This is a genomic window from Pseudonocardia sp. D17 (assembly GCF_036984265.1).
Classification (GTDB): domain Bacteria; phylum Actinomycetota; class Actinomycetes; order Mycobacteriales; family Pseudonocardiaceae; genus Pseudonocardia; species Pseudonocardia benzenivorans.
Genome location: NZ_BPRG01000045.1, coordinates 15,350 through 36,726, shown reverse-complemented (window position 1 = coordinate 36,726; position 21,377 = coordinate 15,350). Strand labels below are relative to the sequence as shown.

Below are 21,377 nucleotides of genomic sequence, written 5' to 3'. Positions count from 1 at the left end.
CCCGTGGCGGGGGACCTGCCGCAGCCGGGACGGTGCGCGGTCCTGGGCATCCTCAACGTCACGCCGGACTCCTTCTCCGACGGCGGGCGCTTCCTCGACCCCGATGCCGCCGTCGCCCACGGCATCGCGCTGCGCGAGGCGGGGGCGGACATGGTCGACGTCGGCGGCGAGTCGACGCGGCCGGGCGCGCACCGCGTCTCGGTCGACGAGGAGCGGCGCCGCGTCGTGCCGGTCGTCCGGGAGCTCGCCGGGCACGGCGTGCCGGTCAGCATCGACACCACCCGCGCCGAGGTGGCCGAGGCGGCGCTGGAGGCGGGCGCCGACGTCGTCAACGACGTGTCGGGCGGGATGGCCGACGCGCGGATGGCCTCGGTCGTCGCGCAGGCCCGGGTGCCGTGGATCCTCATGCACTGGCGCGGCCACAGCGACCGGATGGACGATCTCGCGCGCTACGACGACGTCGTCGCCGAGGTCCGCGACGAGCTCGTCGCGCGGGTCGACGCGGCCGTGCTCGCCGGGGTCGACCCGGCCTGCATCGTGCTCGACCCCGGCCTGGGCTTCGCCAAGACCGGCGACCACAACTGGGCGCTGCTGCACCGGCTCGACGTGTTCGTCGAGCTGGGCTTCCCCGTCCTGGTCGGGGCCTCGCGCAAGCGGTTCCTCGGCACGTTGCTCGGCGGACCGGACGGCGTCCGGCCGCCTGCCGGCCGGGAGGTCGCGGGCGCTGCCGTCACCGCGCTGGCGGCGCAGGCGGGTGTGTGGGGGGTCCGGGTGCACGACGTCGCGTCGTCGGTCGACGCGATCGCCGTCGCGCGCGCGTGGCGGCTCGGCGCGGCGCCCGATCGCGCAGGAAGGACGAGCAGGTGACCGACCGCATCGAGCTGCGGGGGCTGCGGGTCCGCGGCAACCACGGGGTGTTCGACCACGAGCGTCGCGACGGGCAGGACTTCGTCGTCGACGTCACGGCCTGGGTGGACCTCGCACCGGCGGCCGCTTCCGACGACCTGGCCGACACCCTCGACTACGGCGCGCTCGCCCAGCGCGCGGCGGCGATCGTCGGCGGCGAGGCGTGCGACCTCATCGAGACCGTCTCCGCCCGGGTCGCCGACGACCTCATGGACTTCGACGCGCGGCTGCAGGCCGTGGAGGTGACGATCCACAAGCCGCAGGCGCCCATCCCGCTGGAGTTCGCCGACGTCGCGGTCGTGGCACGGCGGTCGCGGAAGGCCCACGACAACCGCGGACGGATCGTGCCCGCATGACCCGGGCCGTGCTGAGCCTCGGCTCCAACCTCGGCGACCGGATCGCGCACCTGCGCGCGGTCGTCGACGACATGGCCGACGTGCTCGTCGCCGCCTCCCCGGTCTACGAGACGGCGCCGTGGGGCGGGATCGAGCAGCCCGACTTCCTCAACGCCGTGATCGTCGTCGACGACCCGGGGACCGACGCCTGGGGCTGGCTGCGCCGTGGGCAGCGGTTGGAGCAGGCGGCGCACCGGGTCCGTGAGCAGCGGTGGGGCCCGCGCACGCTCGACGTCGACGTCGTCGCGGTCACCGCCGACGGCGCCGACGTGATCAGCGACGATCCCGAGCTGGTGCTGCCGCATCCCGGCACGTCCGAGCGCGCCACGGTGCTCGTCCCCTGGCTCGACGTCGACCCGGGCGCGGTGCTGGCCGGGCGCGGTCCGGTCCGCACCCTCCTCGACGCGTTGCCGGCCGGCGAGATCGCCGACGTCCGCCGTCGCGACGACCTGCCGCTCGTCGTGGGCAGCGACGCGAGATGACCCCGACCCGCCCGCGCGACCTGGTGATCGCCGGGCTGGTCGCGGCCGTCGTGGCGCACCTGCTCGTCCGGTTCACCTACTCCGCGCTGCCGACGTTCCCGCTCACGGCGGGGATCACGCTGGCGGTGCTCGGCATCGTCGAGGTCGTCGCGGGCAACCTGCTGCGCGCCCGGATCGAGCATCGGCCGGGAACCCGTCCGGTGGAGGCGCTCGCCGCGGCCCGGGCGGTGATCGTGGCCAAGGCGTCGTCGCTGGGCGGGGCGGTCGTGGCCGGGCTGTGGGCCGGCCTGCTGGTCTACGTGCTGCCGATGGTCGGCGACGTCGTCGCCGCGGGGTCCGACGCCCGCGCGGCCGGGGTCGGGCTGGTCAGCGCGCTGGTGCTCGTCGCGGGCGGGCTGTGGCTGGAACGCTGCTGCCGCACCCCCGACGACCCGCGCGACGAGGAGGCCGGCCGCGGCCCGGGCGCCGGGCGCTGACCCTCCGCGGCGCCTCGTGATCGCCCCGTAGGCTGGGGGGCCATGACGCAGACCGTCGCCATCCCCACCCGGCAACGCCATCGCCGGGTGGTTCTCGCGCCGGTCATCGGCCTCGTCGTGCTGGCGATCTGCGGGCTCGTCGTCGTGGGTGTCGTCGCCGCCCGGATCGGCGTCGGGGCGGTGTTCGTCGGCGCGATCTGCGCGCTGCTGCCGGTCGGGCCGGTCGTCGCGGCGTTCCTGTGGGTCGACCGGTGGGAGCCCGAGCCGCCGCGGCTGCTGCAGCTCGCGTTCCTGTGGGGCGCGGGCTTCGCCGCGCTGTCGGCCCTGCTCATCAACAGCAGCGCCGCGCTCGCGGCCGACGACCTGCTCGGCCGCGGCACCGGCGACGTGCTGGGTGCGGTGGCCATCGCGCCCTTCGTCGAGGAGGCCGTGAAGGGCCTGTTCCTCGTCGGGTTGCTGGTCTTCATGCGCCGCGAGATCGACGGCATCGTCGACGGCATCGTGTACGCGGGGCTGGTCGCGGCCGGGTTCGCGTTCACCGAGAACATCCTCTACATGGGCCGCGCCTTCGCCGAGGGTGTGGGCACCGAGACCGGCAGCGTGCTGACGGTGCTGGTGCTGCGCGGGGTGTTCTCCCCGTTCGCGCACCCGCTGTTCACGTCGATGACCGGCATCGCCGTGGGGCTCGCGGCTGGCTCGCGCCGGGTCGGCACCCGGGTCCTCTGGGTGCTCGGCGGCTACCTGTGCGCGGTCGCGCTGCACGCGCTCTGGAACGGCTCGGCGACCCTCGGCGGCAGCGGCACGTTCGTCACGGTCTACGTCGCGATCATGCTGCCGGTGTTCGTCGCGACGATCGTGCTCATCATCTGGCAACGACGCCGTGAGCAGCGCACGGTCGCCGACCAGCTGCCGGGCTTCGCGGCGGCGGGCTGGATCGCGCAGAGCGAGGTCGAGCTGCTGGCCAGCCTGGCCGGCAGGCGCGGGTGGCGGCGGGCGGTGCGCAGCCGGTCGGGTCCCGCCGCGGCGCGGGCCGTCGCCGAGTACCAGGCGGCCGTCACCGAGATGGCGTTCATGCGGGCCCGGATCGCCCGCGGCGCGGTCCAGCAGCGAGCCCAGCAGCGCAACGACGAGATGCTGCTGCTGCTCAAGAAGGCCCGGGCCAAGGCGCTCGGCATGCCCGACGCGCTCTCCGCGGCCTGGAAGCAGGCGCCCCCGCCGGGCTGGGAACCGCCGACGATCATGGTCGCGCCGGGCGGCCGGCCGGCGCCGGCTCCGACGCCGCCGCCGTGGCCCGCCCAGGGCCCCGGTCCCGGCTACGGACCCCGCCCCGGCCCGCCGCCCCCCGGCTACGGCCCGCGCCCGGGCTACGGCCCGCCGCCCGGTCACGGCGGTCCGCCCCCGAGCCACCGCCCGTGAGCGACCCCTGACCAGGCGGACCGGTTCACCTGCCGGTCGCGGGGGCGTCGCGACGGGGGTGGCCGACGCCGCTCGTGAAGCGGCTCACGCGGGCGTCATCCGGGGGCCGGGGCGCGTCTAACCTGTGCACGTCGTCAGCCGTAGCCGACAACTCGTCTGGTACCCGCGACCGGGACTGGAACGAGCGAGGAGTGCGTGATGAGTGCAGGCAGGCCTGCGCGGCTCGCCGTGGGCGTCGTGTCCGCGGGCCGGGTGGGTTCCGTCGTCGGTGCCGCACTGGCCGCCGCGGGACACCACGTCGTCGCGACCTCAGGCGTCTCGCGGGCGTCCGTCGCCCGCGCGCAGACACTGCTGCCCGACGTCCCGCTGCTCCCGCCCGACGAGGTCGTCTCCCGCTCCGACCTCGCGCTGCTCGCCGTCCCCGACGACGTGCTGCCCGGCCTCGTCCGCGGTCTCGCCGCCGCGGGTTGCTTCCGGCCGGGCCAGATCGTCGTGCACACCTCGGGTGCGCACGGCGTGGCGGTGCTGGACCCGGCCGTCGAGCACGGCGTCCTGCCGCTGGCCCTGCACCCGGCCATGACGTTCACCGGCCGCGTCGAGGACGTGCAGCGGCTGACGTCGTGCTGCTTCGGTGTCACCGCCCCGGAACACGACGAGGCGGCCTGGAACGTGGGCGAGGCGCTCGTCGTCGAGATGACGGCCGAGCCCGTGCGGGTGCCCGAGGCCGCCCGGCCGCTCTACCACGCCGCGCTCGCCCATGGCGCGAACCACCTGGTCACCCTGGTGCGCGACGCCACCGACCTGCTCGAGAAGGTCGGCATCCGGCCGGCCGAGCGGCTGATCGGGCCGCTGCTCTCGGCGGCGCTGGACAACGCGCTGCGCCACGGTGACCGTGCGCTGACCGGGCCCGTCGCGCGCGGGGACGTCGGCACCGTCGCCACCCACCTGCGCGAGCTCGACGCCGCCGATCCCGAGCTCGCGCGCACCTACCGGACGCTGGCCGCGCGCACCGCGCACCGCGCCACCGCCGCGGGGCTGCTCGCCGAGCAGGCCGCCGACGACGTGCTCACCACCCTGCGGGAGGACCGATGACCAGCGTTGCCCGGACCACGGGCGGCTACCGCGCGGGCGAACTCACCGTCCACCGTGTGCCCGCCGAGGTGCACGCCGTCTCGCGGGCCCTGCGGGGCGCGGGCCGCCGCGTCGCACTGGTCCCGACGATGGGCGCCCTGCACGACGGGCACCGCGAGCTGATCCGGCACGCCCGGCTGCTCCCGGGCTCGACCGTGACCGCGGTGTCGATCTTCGTCAACCCGCTGCAGTTCGGGCCGAACGAGGATCTCTCGCGCTATCCGCGGCCGCTGGAGGCCGACCTCGAGGTGCTGCGCGAGGAGGGCGTCGAGCTCGCGTTCGTCCCGTCGGTCGACGACATGTACCCGCCGGGTGCGCAGACCCGCATCGTGCCCGGCCCGCTCGCCGACGAGCTCGAGGGCGCGATCCGCCCCGGTCACTTCGAGGGCGTGCTGACGGTGGTCGGCAAGCTGTTCCAGATCGTCGCGCCGGAGATCGCGATCTTCGGGGAGAAGGACTACCAGCAGCTCGTGCTGCTGCAGAAGATGGTCCGCGACCTGAACTTCCCGCTCTCGATCGTCGGCGTCCCGACCGTGCGGGAGCCCGACGGGTTGGCGCTGTCGTCGCGCAACGCCTATCTGTCCGACGAGCAGCGCACCCTCGCGCCGTTGCTGCAGAAGGCCCTGACCGAGGGCGCGGCGGTCTCGGCACGCGGCGCCGACGCCGTGCTCGCCCGGGCCCGTGACGTGCTGGCCGCCGAGCCGGCACTCGACGTCGAGTACCTGGAGCTGCGCGACCCGGAGCTCGGCCCGACGCCCGCGACCGGCCGTGCCCGGCTGCTCGTCGCCGCCCGTCTGGGCACCACCCGCCTGATCGACAACGTCCCGGTCCAGCTGTAGCTCGGAGGCCACCATGTACCGCACGATGATGAAGTCCAAGATCCACCGTGCCACGGTGACGCAGGCCGACCTGCACTACGTCGGATCGGTGACCGTCGACCTCGACCTGATGGAGGCCGCCGACCTGCTCGAGGGCGAGCAGGTCGCGATCGTCGACATCACCAACGGCGCCCGGCTGGAGACCTACGTGATCCCCGGCGAGCGCGGCTCCGGCGTCATCGGGATCAACGGCGCCGCCGCGCATCTCGTGCACCCCGGCGACCTGGTCATCCTGATCTCCTACGGTCAGTACGACGCCGCCGAGCTCGCCGCGTACGACCCGCGCGTCGTGTTCGTCGACGGCCGCAACCGGGTCGCCGAGATCGGCGACGACCCGGGGCACGCCCCCGCCGGGTCGGGCCTCGTGTCCGGCTCGGTGACCCGGATGCGCTCGGCCTGACGCCGGTGCTGCTCTGCATCGACGTCGGCAACACGCAGGTCGCGCTCGGTCTCTACGACGACACCCCGGTCGTCGACGACGGCAGCGAGCCCGACCCGCGACCGCCGCTCGTCCGTGACTGGCGGATGCGCACCGACGCGCGGATGACCGCCGACGAGCTGGAGGTGGCGATCAACGGCCTGCTCGGCGAGCGGGCCGCGGCGGTCTCGGGCGTCGCCGCGCTCTCGACGGTGCCGTCGCTGCTGCGCGAGCTGCGGCTGATGCTGGAGCGGCGCGGCGGGCGGATGCCGACGGTCGTCGTCGGCCCGGGGGTGCGCACCGGGGTGCCGCTCCTCGTCGACAACCCGCGTGAGGTCGGCGCCGACCGCGTCGTCAACACGCTCGCGGCGCACCGCATCTTCGGGACGGCGTGCGTCGTCGTCGACTTCGGGACGTCGACGAACATCGACGTCGTCTCCGCGCGCGGGGAGTTCCTCGGCGGCGCGCTCGCTCCCGGGATCGAGATCTCGATGGAGGCGCTGGCCACGCGGGCCGCGGCGCTGCGGACCGTCGAGCTGGTCCGCCCGCGCGCGGTGATCGGGAAGAACACCGTCGAGTGCCTGCAGTCCGGTGTGCTGTTCGGGTCGGCCGGACAGGTCGACGGGCTGGTGCAGGCGATCATCGCCGAGATGGGCCCGAAGGCCGGCCCGGTGACGGTGCTCGCCACGGGCGGTCTCGCCCCGCTCATGGACGGCGTCTCGCGGACCATCACCGAGTACGTCCCCGATCTGACGCTGCTCGGTCTGCGCCTGACCTACCTGCGCAACCTCCGGACCACGGTCGGGACCGTCGGCGCCGCACACCCGGTGCCCGCGGGCCCGGCCTCCGGGCGGCCCTCGCGGTAGGCCCGCGCCGCAGCCCGACCGTGCCGCGTTCGGTTCGGCGACGAACCAACGGGACGCGCCGCACGCCGCGCGCGGGAGGTGGGGCAGGCGATCCGTCCGGACGCGACCAGCACCGATGGCAGCGGGCGTCGGACACATGTCTACGCTTGCTCGGCGTGACCGACGAGCACTCCACACCCGCCGACGACGACCTTCCCGAGCAGCTCCGGGTCCGCCGGGCGAAGCGGGCGGAGCTGCTCGAGCAGGGGATCGACCCGTACCCGGTCGAGGTCGGCCGCACGCACACGTTGCGTGAGGTCCGCGACGCGCATCCCGATCTCGAGCCCGACACCGCGACCGGCGACAAGGTGGCCGTCGCGGGGCGCGTCGTCTTCCAGCGCAACACCGGCAAGCTCTGCTTCGCGACGTTGCGCGAGGGCGACGGCACCGAGCTGCAGGCGATGCTCAGCCTGGCCGACGTCGGGGAGGAGTCGCTGGCGCAGTGGAAGGCGATGGTCGACCTCGGCGACCTCGTGCTCGTCGAGGGGGAGGTCATCACCTCCCGCCGCGGCGAGCTCTCGGTGTCGGCCGACACCTGGCGGATGCTCGCCAAGGCCGTCCGCCCGCTGCCCGTCGCGCACCGCGAGCTCTCGGAGGAGACGCGGGTGCGCCAGCGCTACGTCGACCTCATCATGCGGCCACGGGCCCGCGAGATGGTGCGCGCCCGCTCGACGGTGCTGCGGACGCTGCGGCGGGTCTTCGAGGAGCGCGGCTACATCGAGGTCGAGACGCCGATGCTGCAGGTGCTGCACGGCGGCGCGACGGCCCGTCCGTTCGTGACCCGCTCGAATGCGCTGAGCCAGGATCTCTACCTGCGGATCGCGCCGGAGCTCTACTTGAAGCGGGCCGTCGTCGGCGGGATCGAGCGCGTGTTCGAGCTGAATCGTGTTTTCCGTAACGAGGGCATCGACTCGACGCACTCGCCCGAGTTCGCGATGCTGGAGGCCTACCAGGCCTATGCCACCTACGACGACATGGCCGAACTCACGCGTGAGCTGATCCTGGAAAGCGCCAGGGCCGTCTTCGGTTCGACGGTCGTGCGGCGCGCCGACGGTTCCGAGCACGATCTCGGGGTCCCGTGGCGCAGCGTCACGCTTCACGCATCCGTGGCCGAGGCGGTCGGTCGAGAGGTGACCATCGACACCTCTGCCGAAACTCTGCGTAAGATCGCCGCGGAACACGACGTCGAGTTGAAGGATTCCTGGTCGGCCGGCGAGATCGTCCTGGAACTGTTCGAGAAGCTCGTCGAGCACACGCTCGTGGAACCGACGTTCGTGCGCGACTACCCGGTCGAGGTCCGGCCACTCACCCGGCAGCACCGCGACGACCCGAGGCTCGCCGAGGCCTGGGACCTCATCGTTTTCGGAACGGAGCTGGCCACCGCCTACTCCGAACTCGTCGATCCCGTGGAACAGCGGGAGCGCCTCTACCGGCAGTCGCTGCTGGCGGCGGCGGGCGACCCCGAGGCGATGCAGCTGGACGAGGACTTCCTGCGGGCCATGGAGTACGGCATGCCGCCCACGGGGGGTATGGGGATGGGCGTCGACCGTCTTCTGATGACGCTCACCGGCCTCGGCATTCGCGAGACGATTCTGTTCCCGCTCGTCCGTTCCGAGTGACGCGGCCGCCGGAGTGGGACTTTCGGCCTTCCCGCTTCGGTGAACCCGGGTCGACACCGCTTGCGGAATGCATATAGTCTCGCTTTAGCGGCGTCGCCGCAGTTGTAAGAGCTCAGCGTTGTGAGAATGGAGGCTGCGGCGGTGGCGCAGATCCGTGAGATCAGACTGATCGACGACCTGGACGGTAAGGCGGCCGACGAGACGGTCGAGTTCGGGATCGACGGCAAGACGTACGAGATCGACTTGTCCGAGTCCAATGCCGGAAAGCTGCGGGACGCGCTCGCGACCTATGTGGCCGCGGCCCGCCGTGCCGGTGGGCGTCGTCGCGCCTCGGCGGGCTCGGCGCCGTCGAATCGGCGCCAGTCCGTGGACCGCGAGCAGAACCAGGCAATTCGGGATTGGGCCCGGAAGCGGGGAATGAAGGTGTCGGACCGGGGCCGTATCCCGGCCGAGGTGCTCGAGGCTTACCACCAGGAGAACTGAACGCGGCGGAGACGTCGAAACGAACGGGGCCGATCGATGTGATCGGCCCCGTTCGTCGTCGGGGACGCTTTTCGGTCGTGGAACGCGGCGCCGCGTCGCGGTCGGCGCCGGGGTTCGCCGCCCCGCGCGGGGGCGCGGGGGCGGCGTCGGGGTTAGGGTGGCCTTACCGTCGGCGTTCGCCGGACGGACTCCGACGGAGGGGAGAGCCGATGGCCCGCACGGCGACGAGTCTGGAAGTCCTGCGGACCGAGCCCCTCGGCCCGCACATGATCCGTGTGGTCCTGGGTGGCGACGAGCTCGCGCGCTTCCCGGACACCGGGTACACCGACCGCTACGTCAAGCTCCTGTTCACCCCGCCCGGCGTCGAGTACCCGGAGCCGTTCGACGTCGAGGCGATCCGGCGCGAGCTCCCGCGCGAGCAGTGGCCCCGGATCCGGACGTACACCGTCCGCCGGCTCGACCACGACGCGGGCGAGCTGACGATCGACTTCGTGCACCACGGCGACTCGGGTGTGGCCGGTCCGTGGGCCGCCGCCGCCCGGCCGGGCGACCTGCTGCGGCTGCTGGGTCCCGGCGGCGCCTACGCCCCGAACCCCGCGGCGGACTGGCACCTGCTCGTCGGCGACGACGCGGCGCTGCCCGCGATCGGCGCCGCACTCGAACGGCTGCCCGCGGGCGCGACGGCGCTCGCCGTCCTGCAGGTCGACGGACCCGCCGACCACCAGGACTGGCACACCGCGGCCGACGTGCGCGCAACCTGGCTGCACCGTGCCGACCTGCGGGCGACCGGGGACGTGGGCGAGGCCGCGGCGACCCAGCTGCTCGACGCCGTCGCGGCGCTGGAGTTCCCGGTGGGCGACGTGCACGCGTTCGTCCACGGCGAGGCGGCCGCGGTGCGTGGCCTGCGTCGGCACCTGCTCGGCGACCGCGGCGTCCCGCGCGACGCCCTCTCGGTCTCCGGATACTGGCGGCGAGGTCGCGACGAGGACGGCTTCCGCGCCGACAAGGCAGCCGAGCGGGCGGCCGAGCAGACCGGCGACGGAGCCGCCGCGGCGGCCGTCCGGGGCGGCGCCGAGGGCCGCTGACCACAGCGTTCACCCCACCGACGGGAATCGTGCGGGGGGCGGCGCGCGTTGTGACGGGCGCATCGTCATGTGGGCGCACGGAGGCGGTGGGACCCGTCCGACCGATACAGTGGTATGGGGCGTCCGCGGCGCAGTGTCACAGGGATGCTGGGCGCGCCGCATGTGTGGGCGCAGCAGGCAAGGAGTGCGAATGTTCGAGAGGTTCACCGACCGTGCACGGCGCGTTGTCGTCCTGGCCCAGGAAGAGGCCAGGATGCTCAACCACAACTACATCGGGACCGAGCACATCCTCCTTGGCCTGATCCACGAGGGTGAGGGTGTCGCCGCAAAGGCGCTCGAGTCGCTCGGGATCGCTCTGGAGGGTGTCCGCCAGCAGGTCGAGGAGATCATCGGCCAGGGGCAGCAGGCACCGTCGGGGCACATCCCGTTCACGCCTCGGGCGAAGAAGGTCCTGGAGCTCTCGCTGCGCGAGGCGCTGCAGCTCGGCCACAACTACATCGGCACCGAGCACATCCTGCTCGGCCTGATCCGCGAGGGCGAGGGCGTCGCGGCGCAGGTGCTGGTCAAGCTGGGAGCCGACCTCAACCGGGTCCGGCAGCAGGTTCTCCAGCTGCTGTCCGGCTACCAGGGCAAGGAGCCCGCCGAGGCCTCCGCGGGCCGCGGCGAGGGCACCCCGTCGTCCTCCCTCGTCCTCGACCAGTTCGGTCGCAACCTCACCCAGCAGGCCCGCGAGGGCAAGCTGGACCCGGTCATCGGCCGGGAGAAGGAGATCGAGCGGGTCATGCAGGTCCTCTCCCGGAGGACCAAGAACAACCCCGTCCTGATCGGCGAGCCCGGCGTCGGCAAGACCGCCGTCGTCGAGGGCCTGGCCCAGGGCATCGTCAAGGGCGAGGTGCCCGAGACGCTCAAGGACAAGCAGCTCTACACCCTCGACCTGGGATCGCTGGTCGCGGGCTCGCGCTACCGCGGTGACTTCGAGGAGCGCCTGAAGAAGGTGCTCAAGGAGATCCGCACGCGCGGCGACATCATCCTGTTCATCGACGAGATCCACACCCTCGTCGGTGCGGGCGCCGCCGAGGGCGCGATCGACGCGGCGAGCATCCTCAAGCCGATGCTGGCCCGCGGCGAGCTGCAGACGATCGGCGCCACCACGCTCGACGAGTACCGCAAGTACGTCGAGAAGGACCCCGCGCTGGAGCGCCGCTTCCAGCCGATCCAGGTGGGCGAGCCGAGCGTCACGCACACCATCGAGATCCTCAAGGGCCTTCGCGACCGCTACGAGGCGCACCACCGGGTCACCATCACCGACCCGGCGCTCGTCGCCGCGGCCACGCTGGCCGACCGGTACATCTCCGACCGCTTCCTGCCCGACAAGGCGATCGACCTGATCGACGAGGCCGGGGCCCGGATGCGCATCCGTCGCATGACGGCGCCGCCGGACCTGCGGGAGTTCGACGAGAAGATCGCCGGCGTGCGCCGCGACAAGGAGTCGGCGATCGACGCGCAGGACTTCGAGCGGGCCGCGTCGCTGCGCGACACCGAGAAGCAGCTGCTCGGGCAGAAGTCGGAGCGTGAGAAGCAGTGGAAGTCGGGCGACCTGGACGTCGTCGCCGAGGTCGACGACGAGCAGATCGCCGAGGTCCTGGCCAACTGGACCGGCATCCCCGTGTTCAAGCTCACCGAGGAGGAGACCACGCGTCTGCTCCGCATGGAGGACGAGCTGCACAAGCGGATCATCGGCCAGGAAGACGCCGTCAAGGCCGTCTCCCAGGCGATCCGCCGCACGCGTGCCGGCCTGAAGGACCCGAAGCGCCCGTCCGGCTCGTTCATCTTCGCCGGCCCGTCCGGCGTCGGTAAGACGGAGCTGTCCAAGGCGCTCGCGAACTTCCTGTTCGGCGAGGACGACGCGCTCATCCAGATCGACATGGGTGAGTTCCACGACCGCTACACCGCCTCGCGGCTCTTCGGTGCCCCTCCCGGGTACGTGGGCTACGAGGAGGGCGGCCAGCTCACCGAGAAGGTGCGGCGCAAGCCGTTCTCGGTCGTGCTGTTCGACGAGATCGAGAAGGCGCACCAGGAGGTCTACAACACCCTCCTGCAGGTGCTCGAGGACGGCCGGCTCACCGACGGCCAGGGCCGGACGGTGGACTTCAAGAACACCGTCATCATCTTCACCTCGAACCTGGGCACCCAGGACATCTCGAAGGCGGTCGGGCTCGGCTTCGCGCAGAGCAACGACGAGGCGTCGAACTACGAGCGGATGAAGACGAAGGTCCACGACGAGCTGAAGAAGCACTTCAGGCCGGAGTTCCTCAACCGTATCGACGACATCATCGTGTTCCACCAGCTCACCGAAGAGCAGATCATCACGATGGTCGACCTCATGATCACGCGCGTCGAGGCGCAGCTGGCGAACAAGGACATGGGCATCGAGCTCACGCCCGCCGCCAAGTCGCTGCTCGCACGCCGTGGTTTCGACCCCGTGCTGGGCGCCCGGCCGCTGCGCCGGACCATCCAGCGCGAGATCGAGGACCAGCTGTCCGAGAAGATCCTGTTCGGCGAGGTCGAGCCGGGTCAGATCGTGCTGGTCGACGTCGAGGGCCTCGACCCCGACGCCCCCGAGGGGTCGCGGGCGGCCGACGACAAGGCGCACTTCACCTTCCGTGGTGAGGCCCGCCCGGCGGCGCTCGTTCCCGACGCCCCGCCCGTCGACCTGGCCAAGACCGACGACTGACGGGTAGCAGGCACGACGAAGGGGCCGGTCCGCGAGGACCGGCCCCTTCGCCGTCCCGACCCCCCGGGTCTCGGCGGCGTGGTCAGTGCCCGCGGTGGGTGGCGTCCGTCCGCGAGAGCGTGGTGAGGCGGGCGCCGCTCCCCGGTCGGCGCAGCCGCAGCAGCCAGCCCTCGGTGAGCGGTTCCAGCACGGCCTCGCCGAGCAGGCCCAGGCACAGGGCCGCACCCGAGGGCTCCGGCAGGTCGATCCGGTCGGGCAGCCAGCCGAGCGGCTGGGCGGCGAGCACCCGGCCCGCCGGGGTGAGCAGCGCGCCCGGTTCGTCGCGCAGCTGGACGAGCCGCGCGAGGTGACGGGCGCGCATCCGCTCGTCGCGCGCCGCTGCCAGCGTCGCCAGCTGGTTCTCCGCCAACCGGGCGGCGGCCGCGGTGAGCATGAGCGTCGTCGGATGGAACGTGGCGCCCATGCCCGTGACGTCGACGACTCCGATCAGCCGGCCGTCCTCGGGCTCGTGGATGGGTGCGGCGGCGCAGGTCCACGCGTGGAGGGTGCCGACGAGCCCGGTTCGGCCGTCCGCGTGCGGCACCTCGCGCTCGCCGTCGCGCCAGAGGATGCGCCCGTTCTCGTCCGTGACGATCATCGTGTGCGTCGCCTCGTCGGCGATGCCGAGCAACGTGTCGCGGAGCAACGGCACTGCGGGCGCCAGCGGATGCGCGCCGCGCAGGTCCGTCTCGACCGAGTTGCTCGTCATCAGCGCCATCGTCGCGCGCTCCGCCCGGTCAGGCAACCCTTATCGCGATCCTCGTCTGCGTTCCTATCCCCATGGATAGCCCGCAACTACGGGATGCGCACCGGCAACACGACTGTGTGCAGCGATGGTCGCTATCGCGACGATCGCCGCTCACGTGCCGCGTCCAGCGCCTCCAGCGCTTCGGCTGCGGGCAGCGCGAGTCCGATCCCGCGACCGTGGCGCACCTGCGGCTCACGGACGTTGATCCTGATCAGCGCGCCCGTCGCCGCGGTCGCCAGCTCGGCCTGGCGGCGCACCGTCGGCACCGCGGTCCCCGCCCCGATCTCGACGACGACGAGCCTGCTCCGGTGGGTCCGTACCCACACGACGTGCTCCTCGAGCTGCGGCCGGGCCTGCGAGTCGTCCCACGACCAGTCGCCGAACATCAGGATCGCCGGCCGGCCGAGACCGCCACAGCCCGGGCACGCCGGGAGCGGGCCTCGGGCGCGCATCGTCGTCGGGTCGACGTCGACCTCGACCCCGTCGGCCGGCCACACCGGCTGCCCGCATCCGGCGAGACACTGCAGGTGGTGGATCGAGCCGTGGCACTCCGCGACGGTCGACGGCGCGAACCCGGCCTTCTGGAACTGCCCGTCGACGTTCGAGGTGAACACGCGCGTCGGGACGCGGTCCGCCCAGCGGCGGAGCACGGCGAACCCGGTGTGCGGCGTCGTCACCCGGTAGAGCGACAGTCGATGGCCGTAGAAGCCCCACGCGAGCGCCGGGTCGTCGGCGAAGTGGACCGGGTCGGCCAGCTCCTCGAACCGCAGCCCGAGGGCGCGATAGGGCGGGTAGGCGCGCCAGAAACCCTCGGGTCCTCGGAAGTCGGGCAGCCCGGAGTCGACGCCCATCCCGGCGCCGGCGCACACGAGCAGCGCGCCGGCGCCGTCGACGAGTTCGGCGGCGCGTCGGAGGTCCGCGCTCAGTCGGCGTCCAGGTCGACGACCTCGAACTCCAGCAGCGACGCACCCGTCGACACCGGCTGCCCCGACGCCGTCGGCGCCTGCGCGCCGCCGCCGTGCGCCTGCATGGCCGGGCCGTTGCGCCAGGCCTGGAAGGCCTCGTCCGACTCCCACCGGGTGACGACGAAGTAGCGGTTGTCACCCGACACCGGGCGCATCAGCTCGAAGGAGATGAACCCGGGCTGGTTGTCGACCGCGTGCTTGCGGTGGGCGAACCGCTTCTCCAGCTCCGGGCCCGATCCTTCGGGTACTTCGATCGCGTTGATCTTCACGACGGTCATGCACTTCAGGTTAGTTTGCGCGGGTGCGGCGTTCGGTGCGGACCTCCGACGGCGTGTACCTCGCCGTCGTCGAGTTCGGGGGCCGGGGTACCCCGGTGCTGCTGCTGCACGGGCTCATGGGTCGCGCGACGACGTGGTGGCCCGCAGTGGGCTGGCTGTCCGCGCACGGCCGGGTCGTCGGTGTCGACGCCCGTGGCCACGGCCGCTCCCAGGCCGCCGGGCCGTGGAGCACGGAGCGGATGGCCACCGACGCCGCCGAGGTGCTGGAGCAGCTGGGCGGCGGCCCGGCGATCGTCGTCGGACACTCGATGGGCGGGTTGCACGCCCTCGCGCTGGCCGCGAGCCGCCCCGATCTGGTGCAGGCCGTCGTCGTCGAGGACATGGCCGTCGACCTCACCGGCGCACCCGACGGCGCGCTCGCCGACGCCCGCGCCTGGTTCGGGGCGGTGCCGCAGCCGTTCGAGTCGCTCGCGCAGGTGCGCCGGACCTTCGGGCACCCGCGCCCCGAGTTCGGCGACTACATGGCCGAGTGCGTCGAGGAGCGTGCCGACGGCTACCACCTGCTCTGCCGGGTCGACAACGCCGTCGCGATCGCCGCCGAGTGGACGCGGCAGCACCACTGGGACGCGCTCGCCGCCGTCCGTGCGCCGGTGCTGCTCCTGGCGGCGGCCGAGGGCATCGTCCCCCGCGGGCAGTCGGAGAAAATGATCGAAGCGTTGCGCGGCAACAGGTTCGGCCCCTACGCGCGGCTCGTCACCCTGCCCGGCACCGGGCATCTGGTGCACGCCTCTGCCCCCGACGCCTTCCGCCTCGCCGTCGAGGGCTTCCTGTCGACGACGGCCGCCCTCCGCAACCCGACCTGACCCACCACCCGCTTCGCCCACCCGCCCGCTCCGCCCACCCACCCGCTCCGCTGCCCCGCCCGTCCGCTCCGCCGCCCCGCCCGTCCGCTCCGCTCTTCTGCAGGAACGGCACTTTCCCGCAACTGGGCTGCGGGAAAGTGCCGTTCCTGCAATCCGGGGGAGCGGCGCCTCGCCCGGGGGGCGGCGCCTCGCCCGGGGGGCGGCGCCTCACCCGGGGAGCGGCGCGTCACCGGGCGAGCGGCGCCTCACAGGGGGGCGGCCTCGCCGGTGCGGGTGTCGGCGACCTCCAGGGCCGTCACCGCGGCGCGGACGGGGCGCAGGGGGTGCAGCGTCGTGAAGGCGGTCGCGGGGTCGCGGGTCGCCAGGACGCAGTGCGGGACCCAGGAGCCGGGCAGGTAGGTCGCGACGGGCCCCCGGACCTTGCCCGCCAGCACGTCGTGCACGGCGTCGTGCACGGCCAGCAGCTCGGTGTCGACGACGGCGGCGAGCACCAGCTGGTCGTCACGCCCGGCGACGGCGGTGAGGTTGGTGAGCCACAGCGTGGGCAGGGTGAGGACCCGCACCGCGGTGGCCAGCGCCGCCCTGGCCGGCGAGGGGATCGTCGTCGCGGCGGCGACCGTGACCGCGGGCCGCCCGACCGGCACCGGCACCCCGGCGACGACGAGCCGCGCCCGCAACCCCGTCAGCTCGTCGGCGGCGTCGTCGGCGAGGCGGAAGCGGACGGTCTGCGCCACGGTCGGTCCCGGGGCTCAGGCCGGCAGGGCGAAGCGGCCGTCGTCGAGCTGCTCCGCCAGCCCGTCGACGAGCAGCGAGTCGAGGCAGCGGTCGCGCTGGGCGGCGTCGGCCCACGCCCGGTCGAGCGCGGCGCGGTCGACGGGCCCGGTCGCGCCGCGCAGGACGTCGAGCAGCCGGCCGCGGACCTGCCGGTCGGTGCCCGCGAAGGCCTGGGGGGCGCGGCGCGGGCCGTCGTAGGTGGGCGCCCCCGCGGCGAGCCAGGCGCACCGCTCGCGGACCGGGCACGCGGCGCAGCGCGGGGTCCGCGCGGTGCACACCGTCGCGCCGAGCTCCATCATCGCGATCGAGAACGTCGCGGCCTCGGCCTCGTCGGCGGGCAGCAGCGCCTCGACGTCGGCGAGGTCGGCCCGTACCCGGGCGGGCCCGGCGTCGCCGGCGCCGTGCACGGCCCGGGCCACGACCCGTCGCACGTTGGTGTCGACGACCGCGCACCGCCGCCCGTAGCCGAACGCGGCGACCGCGCGTGCGGTGTAGGACCCGACGCCGGGCAGCGCCTCCAGAGCGTCCACGTCGGCGGGGACGATGTCGTCGTGCACGGTCGCGATGGTCGCCGCCGCCTCGTGCAGCCGCAACGCCCGCCGCGGGTAGCCGAGCTTGCCCCACGCGCGCAGCACGTCAGCCCTGGGCGCGGCGGCCAGTGCGGACGGCGTCGGCCAGTCGGCCATCCATCGCAGCCAGACGGGTTCGACGCGGGCGACGGGCGTCTGCTGCAGCATGAACTCGCTGACCATGACGCCCCACGGCGTCGTGCCGGGGCGGCGCCACGGCAGGTCGCGGGCGGCGACGGCGTACCAGGGGACGAGCGTCCCGGCGAGGGGCGGCGCGACGGGCGGTGGCACGAGGGCATCGTGCCACCCACCCGCCGGTCGTCCGTGCGGACCGGTCAGCCGACCACCTCGTTGAGCTTCCCGGTCGCCACGTCGAAGACGAAGCCGCGCACCGACTCCGTGTGCGGGACGAACGGGCTGGCCTTGATCCGGGCGATCGACTGCACGACGTCCTCGTCGATGTCGCCGAACGACTCCGGCGCCCACGGCGGCTTGATGCCGGTCTCCTCCTGGATCGACCGCTTGAAGTCGTCGTCGGTGAACGTGAGCATGCCGCAGTCGGTGTGGTGGATCAGGATGATCTCGGTCGTGCCGAGCAGCCGCTGGCTGATCGCGAGCGACCGGATCTCGTCGTCGGTGACGACACCGCCGGCGTTGCGGATGACGTGCGCCTCGCCCTCGCCCAGCCCGAGGACGCGGTACACGTCCAGGCGCGCGTCCATGCACGCGACGACGGCGACGCCCTTCGCGGGCGGGAGGGGGAGTGGGCCGGAGAAGGTCTCGGCGTAGGACGCGTTGTTGGCGAGCAGTTCGTCGGTCACGGACATGACGGTTTCTCCCTGGTGAGCGAAGTCGCGGGCCGGCCGCCCGCGGTAGGTCGGGGCGCGCGCAGGCCACGAGCGGCCGCCGCAGGGGCGGTCGCTACGCGGCCGGGCGACAGAACTCGTCGAAGTGCACGACCCGGCGGCTCGGCCAGAAGAACTGGAGCCGCATCCGCATCACGCGACGAGTCAAGCGCGCCGCGCGGTGACGCGCAACCACGTCAGTCGGCCGGGTGGTTTCCGGGTCCCGGACGGCGCCACGCCGGGACGACGTCGGCTGCGGCTGGTAATCATCGATCTACTCTGCGTCACATGTGGGAGCCGACCGGACCGTTGCCCGCGTCGGTCTACTGGCGGCGACGCTGGGTTGCTCTCGCATCGGTCGTCGTGCTGTTCGCGGTGCTGGGGCTGACGGTCGCCGCGCTGGTCCACGGCCGCTCCGAGCCGACGAGCGACGAGCCGACGGCCCTTGCGGCCAACCAGGCGGCGCTGAGCAGCGAGGCGCCCACGTCCGTCCTCCCCGCCGCGCCGCCCGGCGACCCCACGGCGTTCGTCGCCCCCGGCGCCGACCCGGCCGATCCCACGGTCGGCACCGGCGTCACGACGGGCCCCGGCACCCAGATCGCACCGACCGACGCACCGTCCACCGCCCCGGTGACCGACGAGTCCCGCGTCGAGACCTCGCCCGCCGCGGCCGCGGAGGCGCTCCCGCCCGGTGACCAGCAGCCGTCCCCGCCCGCCACCGTGCCGCCGACCGGACCGGTTCCGTGCACCAACGACATGCTCAGCGTCGGGGCGACGATCGACCGGCCGGACCACAAGGTCGGCGACAAGCCGGTCGTCGGCGTCGTCGTCACGAACACGAGCGGCGAGCCCTGCGTGCGCGACCTCGACGGCAGCCGGCTGGAGATCGTCGTGTGGAGCGGCGACGGGGTGAACCGCCTCTGGTCGAGCAACGACTGCGCCAACCCGTCGACGCCGGACCTGCGCACGCTCGTACCAGGCCAGCCGGTCTCGTTCTCGGTGACGTGGCAGGGCCGCACGTCGACCCCCGGCTGCGCGGCACCGCGGACGGTCGTCCCGGCCGGCGCCTACCGGCTGCTCACCCGCATCGACGACCTCATCAGCCCGCCGACCCCGTTCCTGCTGACGTCCTGACCCGGCCGCCCCCGAGGCCGGGACGCAATATCGAGCGCAACCCCACGGTCGTCCGACCCGCTCCCCGCGACCGTGGGGTTGCGCTCGGACCGCTGGCCGCAACCTCACGGTCGGCGCGCGGGCGCTGCAGGACCATGGGGTTGCGCCCGGACCGGCGGCCGGGGTCTCAGTCCCGCCGCAGCCTGCGGACGACCTGCCCGAGGTCCGCGACCTCCTGCACCTTCATCCCGACGGACCGGACGTCGCTGTCGGGCGGCACGAGCGCCTGCGTGAAGCCGAGCCGGGCGGCCTCGGCGAGCCGCCGGCCGACGCCGTTGACCCGCCGGACCTCGCCCGCCAGCCCGATCTCGCCGAGCAGCACCATGTCGGGGGGCAGCGCGAGATCGCGCTTCGCGGAGACGACGGCGAGCGCCAGCGCGAGGTCGGCGGCGGGTTCGGTCACCTTCATCCCGCCGACGGTCGCGGTGTAGACCTCCGCGTCGTGCAGCGTCACCCCGACCCGGCGTTCGAGGACCGCGAGCAGCATCGCCACCCGGGCGCTGTCGAGCCCGCTGACGGCCCGCCGCGGGCTCGGGATGTTCGCGCCGGCGACGAGCGCCTGCACCTCGGCCAGCATCGGCCTGCGCCCGTCCATGACGACGGTGACCGCCGTCCCGGGGACCACCGCGTCGCGGGTGGCGCCGAAGCGGGCGAGGAAGAGTCCCGACGGGTCGGCGAGCCCGACGATGCCCTCGTCGCGCAGCTCGAAGCAGCCGACCTCGTCGGCGGGCCCGAAGCGGTTCTTGACGCCGCGGACCATGCGCAGCGTGGACTGCTTGTCGCCCTCGAACGCCAGCACGACGTCGACGAGATGTTCGAGCACCCGTGGCCCGGCGATCGAACCGTCCTTGGTGACGTGCCCGACCAGCACGACCGGCAGCCCGCGCTCCTTGGCCAGCGCCGTGAGCCCGACGGTCACCGCGCGCACCTGCGTCACGCCGCCGACGCCGCCGTCGACGTCCGATGTGGACATCGTCTGGATCGAGTCGACGATCAGCAGGCCGGGCGCGAGGGCGTCGAGGTGGCCGACGATCGCGCCGAGGTCGGACTCGGCCGCGAGGTAGAGATCGTCGTGCAGGCCGCCGGTGCGTTCGGCGCGCAGCCGGACCTGCCCCGCGGACTCCTCGCCGGTGACGTAGAGGACCCGGCCGCGGTGCGCCGCCTTCGCCGCGACCTCGAGCAGGAGCGTCGACTTCCCGACGCCCGGCTCACCGGCCAGCAGGACGACCGCGCCGGGCACGAGTCCGCCGCCGAGGACCCGGTCGAGCTCGTCGACACCGGTCGGCCGCGCGCGTGCCGAGTCGAGCTCGACGTCGGCGATCCGGCGGGCGGGTGCCGACGGCGCGCCGGCCGCGACGCGGGGCCCGCGCCCGGACGGGACCGACTGCTGCGCAAGGGAGCCCCACGCCTGGCAGGCGGGGCAACGCCCCACCCACTGGGCGGCCTGGTGGCCGCACTCCGCGCAGACGAAGCCCGCGCGGGCGGTGCGGGTGCGGCCGGTCAGTGGCCGCCGCCGGAGGAGCCGGTCGCGGGCGGCTGCGCGCCACCGGAACCGGGGCCGCCGGGGACCAGGTTGTCCGGGTTGCCCATCGGCAGGTCGACGGTGACGTTGCCCGCGCGCTCGAACGTGAGCACCAGCGGGTAGCTCAGGCCGGGCGAGACGTCCTGGCTGAGGCCCTCCAGCGTCATCTCGATCGGGAGGCCGGTGTTCCCGGGGACGCCGCCGGGAGTGGTCGACGCCGTGAGCGCGCCGTGCGGCGGGATGGTGGTGTCGCCGGTGATGCGCACGCTGCCCGCGACGGGGCTGCTCGCCGAGACGAGCCGGTCGGGCAGGTCGTCGTCGTTGGCGATGCTCATCGTGATCGGGGCCGAGGACCCGGCCGTGTAGGCCGCCAGCCGCTGCGAGCCGCCGACGGGGAACTCGATCTCGGCGTTGCGGATCTCGATGTGCTGCGCGGTGACGTTGGCGCCGGAGACGGCCGCCTGCTGCTCCGCGGTCTGTGCGATCTGGCCCGCACCGCAGCCCGCGAGGGCGAGCGCGCCGACCACGGCGCCGGCCACCAGTGCGACTCGGGTCGGGCGGAAGCGCTGGGTGCGGCTCACGGGTCTGCTGTTCCTCTCGTGCCGGAGGGCCCTCCCCGTGGTCGGGGTGACCAGGCGGAAGCGTAGTCGCGCGGGTCCGGGAGCCCCAACGG

The 21,377-nt window shown here is 73.7% G+C and carries 23 protein-coding genes; 15 read left to right on the top strand and 8 right to left on the bottom strand.

Going from position 1 to position 21,377, the window contains the following annotated elements:
* The first annotated feature begins 3 nt into the window (after positions 1 to 3).
* The 13 genes from folP (at position 4) to PSD17_RS08825 (ending at position 12,928) form a co-directional block, all read left to right on the top strand.
* On the top strand, positions 4 to 867 hold the full coding sequence (gene folP / locus PSD17_RS08885; protein WP_013678117.1) for a dihydropteroate synthase: 864 nt from the start codon (positions 4 to 6) through the stop codon (positions 865 to 867).
* Positions 864 to 1,262, top strand: coding sequence for a dihydroneopterin aldolase (gene folB, locus PSD17_RS08880; RefSeq protein ID WP_013678116.1), 399 nt, complete (start codon positions 864 to 866; stop codon positions 1,260 to 1,262). Before folP ends, folB begins: the two co-directional genes overlap by 4 nt.
* Positions 1,259 to 1,783 (top strand): 2-amino-4-hydroxy-6-hydroxymethyldihydropteridine diphosphokinase, encoded by a 525-nt coding sequence (gene folK, locus PSD17_RS08875; RefSeq protein ID WP_013678115.1) that lies wholly within the window; start codon positions 1,259 to 1,261, stop codon positions 1,781 to 1,783. The genes folB and folK overlap by 4 nt, the downstream gene beginning before the upstream one ends.
* The gene (locus tag PSD17_RS08870; RefSeq protein WP_013678114.1) at positions 1,780 to 2,259 is read left to right on the top strand and encodes a DUF3180 domain-containing protein; all 480 of its coding nucleotides are present in this window, start codon (positions 1,780 to 1,782) and stop codon (positions 2,257 to 2,259) included. Before folK ends, PSD17_RS08870 begins: the two co-directional genes overlap by 4 nt.
* Before the next feature lie 42 nt (positions 2,260 to 2,301).
* A complete protein-coding gene (locus PSD17_RS08865) occupies positions 2,302 to 3,675 on the top strand; it encodes a PrsW family intramembrane metalloprotease (RefSeq protein ID WP_339122353.1) in 1,374 nt (457 codons plus the stop codon).
* A 198-nt stretch (positions 3,676 to 3,873) separates the two neighbouring features.
* Positions 3,874 to 4,767: a Rossmann-like and DUF2520 domain-containing protein gene (locus PSD17_RS08860; RefSeq protein ID WP_013678112.1), complete on the top strand. Its 894-nt coding sequence runs from the start codon at positions 3,874 to 3,876 to the stop codon at positions 4,765 to 4,767.
* Positions 4,764 to 5,645, top strand: coding sequence for a pantoate--beta-alanine ligase (panC, locus tag PSD17_RS08855; RefSeq protein WP_013678111.1), 882 nt, complete (start codon positions 4,764 to 4,766; stop codon positions 5,643 to 5,645). The genes PSD17_RS08860 and panC overlap by 4 nt, the downstream gene beginning before the upstream one ends.
* 13 nt (positions 5,646 to 5,658) lie before the next feature.
* Complete coding sequence (gene panD / locus PSD17_RS08850) at positions 5,659 to 6,084, top strand: aspartate 1-decarboxylase (RefSeq protein ID WP_013678110.1); 426 nt, start codon at positions 5,659 to 5,661, stop codon at positions 6,082 to 6,084.
* A 5-nt stretch (positions 6,085 to 6,089) separates the two neighbouring features.
* The gene (locus tag PSD17_RS08845; RefSeq protein ID WP_013678109.1) at positions 6,090 to 6,968 is read left to right on the top strand and encodes a type III pantothenate kinase; all 879 of its coding nucleotides are present in this window, start codon (positions 6,090 to 6,092) and stop codon (positions 6,966 to 6,968) included.
* Positions 6,969 to 7,123: 155 nt separating this feature from the next.
* Entirely contained in the window at positions 7,124 to 8,626 is a 1,503-nt protein-coding gene (gene lysS / locus PSD17_RS08840) for a lysine--tRNA ligase (RefSeq protein WP_013678108.1), read from the top strand.
* Positions 8,627 to 8,767: 141 nt separating this feature from the next.
* The gene (locus PSD17_RS08835) at positions 8,768 to 9,109 is read left to right on the top strand and encodes a histone-like nucleoid-structuring protein Lsr2 (RefSeq protein ID WP_013678107.1); all 342 of its coding nucleotides are present in this window, start codon (positions 8,768 to 8,770) and stop codon (positions 9,107 to 9,109) included.
* A gap of 209 nt (positions 9,110 to 9,318) precedes the next feature.
* Positions 9,319 to 10,194: a siderophore-interacting protein gene (locus PSD17_RS08830; protein WP_103384106.1), complete on the top strand. Its 876-nt coding sequence runs from the start codon at positions 9,319 to 9,321 to the stop codon at positions 10,192 to 10,194.
* A gap of 190 nt (positions 10,195 to 10,384) precedes the next feature.
* The gene (locus PSD17_RS08825) at positions 10,385 to 12,928 is read left to right on the top strand and encodes an ATP-dependent Clp protease ATP-binding subunit (protein WP_013678105.1); all 2,544 of its coding nucleotides are present in this window, start codon (positions 10,385 to 10,387) and stop codon (positions 12,926 to 12,928) included.
* 82 nt (positions 12,929 to 13,010) lie between these two features.
* On the opposite strand, the gene PSD17_RS08820 is transcribed toward PSD17_RS08825, so the two are convergent.
* From PSD17_RS08820 to PSD17_RS08810, 3 genes are all read right to left on the bottom strand, one after another.
* Positions 13,011 to 13,676: a GAF domain-containing protein gene (locus tag PSD17_RS08820; protein ID WP_049803546.1), complete on the bottom strand. Its 666-nt coding sequence runs from the start codon at positions 13,674 to 13,676 to the stop codon at positions 13,011 to 13,013.
* Between the two features lie 131 nt (positions 13,677 to 13,807).
* Positions 13,808 to 14,566 (bottom strand): SIR2 family NAD-dependent protein deacylase, encoded by a 759-nt coding sequence (locus PSD17_RS08815; RefSeq protein WP_339122352.1) that lies wholly within the window; start codon positions 14,564 to 14,566, stop codon positions 13,808 to 13,810.
* 71 nt (positions 14,567 to 14,637) lie between these two features.
* Positions 14,638 to 14,958, bottom strand: a complete 321-nt coding sequence (locus PSD17_RS08810) for an antibiotic biosynthesis monooxygenase family protein (protein ID WP_013678102.1) — start codon at positions 14,956 to 14,958, stop codon at positions 14,638 to 14,640.
* A gap of 35 nt (positions 14,959 to 14,993) precedes the next feature.
* Between PSD17_RS08810 and PSD17_RS08805 the strand changes: the two genes are divergently transcribed.
* A complete protein-coding gene (locus tag PSD17_RS08805) occupies positions 14,994 to 15,821 on the top strand; it encodes an alpha/beta fold hydrolase (protein WP_339122351.1) in 828 nt (275 codons plus the stop codon).
* 245 nt (positions 15,822 to 16,066) lie between these two features.
* Here the strand turns inward: PSD17_RS08805 and PSD17_RS08800 are convergent, their stop codons facing one another.
* From PSD17_RS08800 to PSD17_RS08790, 3 genes are read right to left on the bottom strand one after another with little or no spacing between them, the layout of a single operon-like run.
* Complete coding sequence (locus tag PSD17_RS08800) at positions 16,067 to 16,555, bottom strand: 2'-5' RNA ligase family protein (RefSeq protein WP_339122350.1); 489 nt, start codon at positions 16,553 to 16,555, stop codon at positions 16,067 to 16,069.
* A 15-nt stretch (positions 16,556 to 16,570) separates the two neighbouring features.
* On the bottom strand, positions 16,571 to 17,455 hold the full coding sequence (locus tag PSD17_RS08795; protein ID WP_013678099.1) for an A/G-specific adenine glycosylase: 885 nt from the start codon (positions 17,453 to 17,455) through the stop codon (positions 16,571 to 16,573).
* A gap of 44 nt (positions 17,456 to 17,499) precedes the next feature.
* Positions 17,500 to 17,991 carry a beta-class carbonic anhydrase gene (locus PSD17_RS08790; protein WP_103384460.1) on the bottom strand — a complete coding sequence of 164 codons (492 nt, stop codon included), beginning with the start codon at positions 17,989 to 17,991 and terminating at the stop codon, positions 17,500 to 17,502.
* A gap of 306 nt (positions 17,992 to 18,297) precedes the next feature.
* On the opposite strand from PSD17_RS08790, the gene PSD17_RS08785 reads away from it, so the two are divergent.
* Positions 18,298 to 19,143 carry a hypothetical protein gene (locus PSD17_RS08785; protein WP_339122349.1) on the top strand — a complete coding sequence of 282 codons (846 nt, stop codon included), beginning with the start codon at positions 18,298 to 18,300 and terminating at the stop codon, positions 19,141 to 19,143.
* A gap of 166 nt (positions 19,144 to 19,309) precedes the next feature.
* Here PSD17_RS08785 and radA read toward each other — a convergent pair whose 3' ends face one another.
* Together radA and PSD17_RS08775 are read right to left on the bottom strand one after the other, a co-directional pair.
* Positions 19,310 to 20,686, bottom strand: coding sequence for a DNA repair protein RadA (gene radA, locus PSD17_RS08780; RefSeq protein WP_041760157.1), 1,377 nt, complete (start codon positions 20,684 to 20,686; stop codon positions 19,310 to 19,312).
* The gene (locus PSD17_RS08775) at positions 20,683 to 21,285 is read right to left on the bottom strand and encodes a copper chaperone PCu(A)C (RefSeq protein ID WP_013678096.1); all 603 of its coding nucleotides are present in this window, start codon (positions 21,283 to 21,285) and stop codon (positions 20,683 to 20,685) included. The genes radA and PSD17_RS08775 overlap by 4 nt, the downstream gene beginning before the upstream one ends.
* Between the last annotated feature and the right edge of the window lie 92 nt (positions 21,286 to 21,377).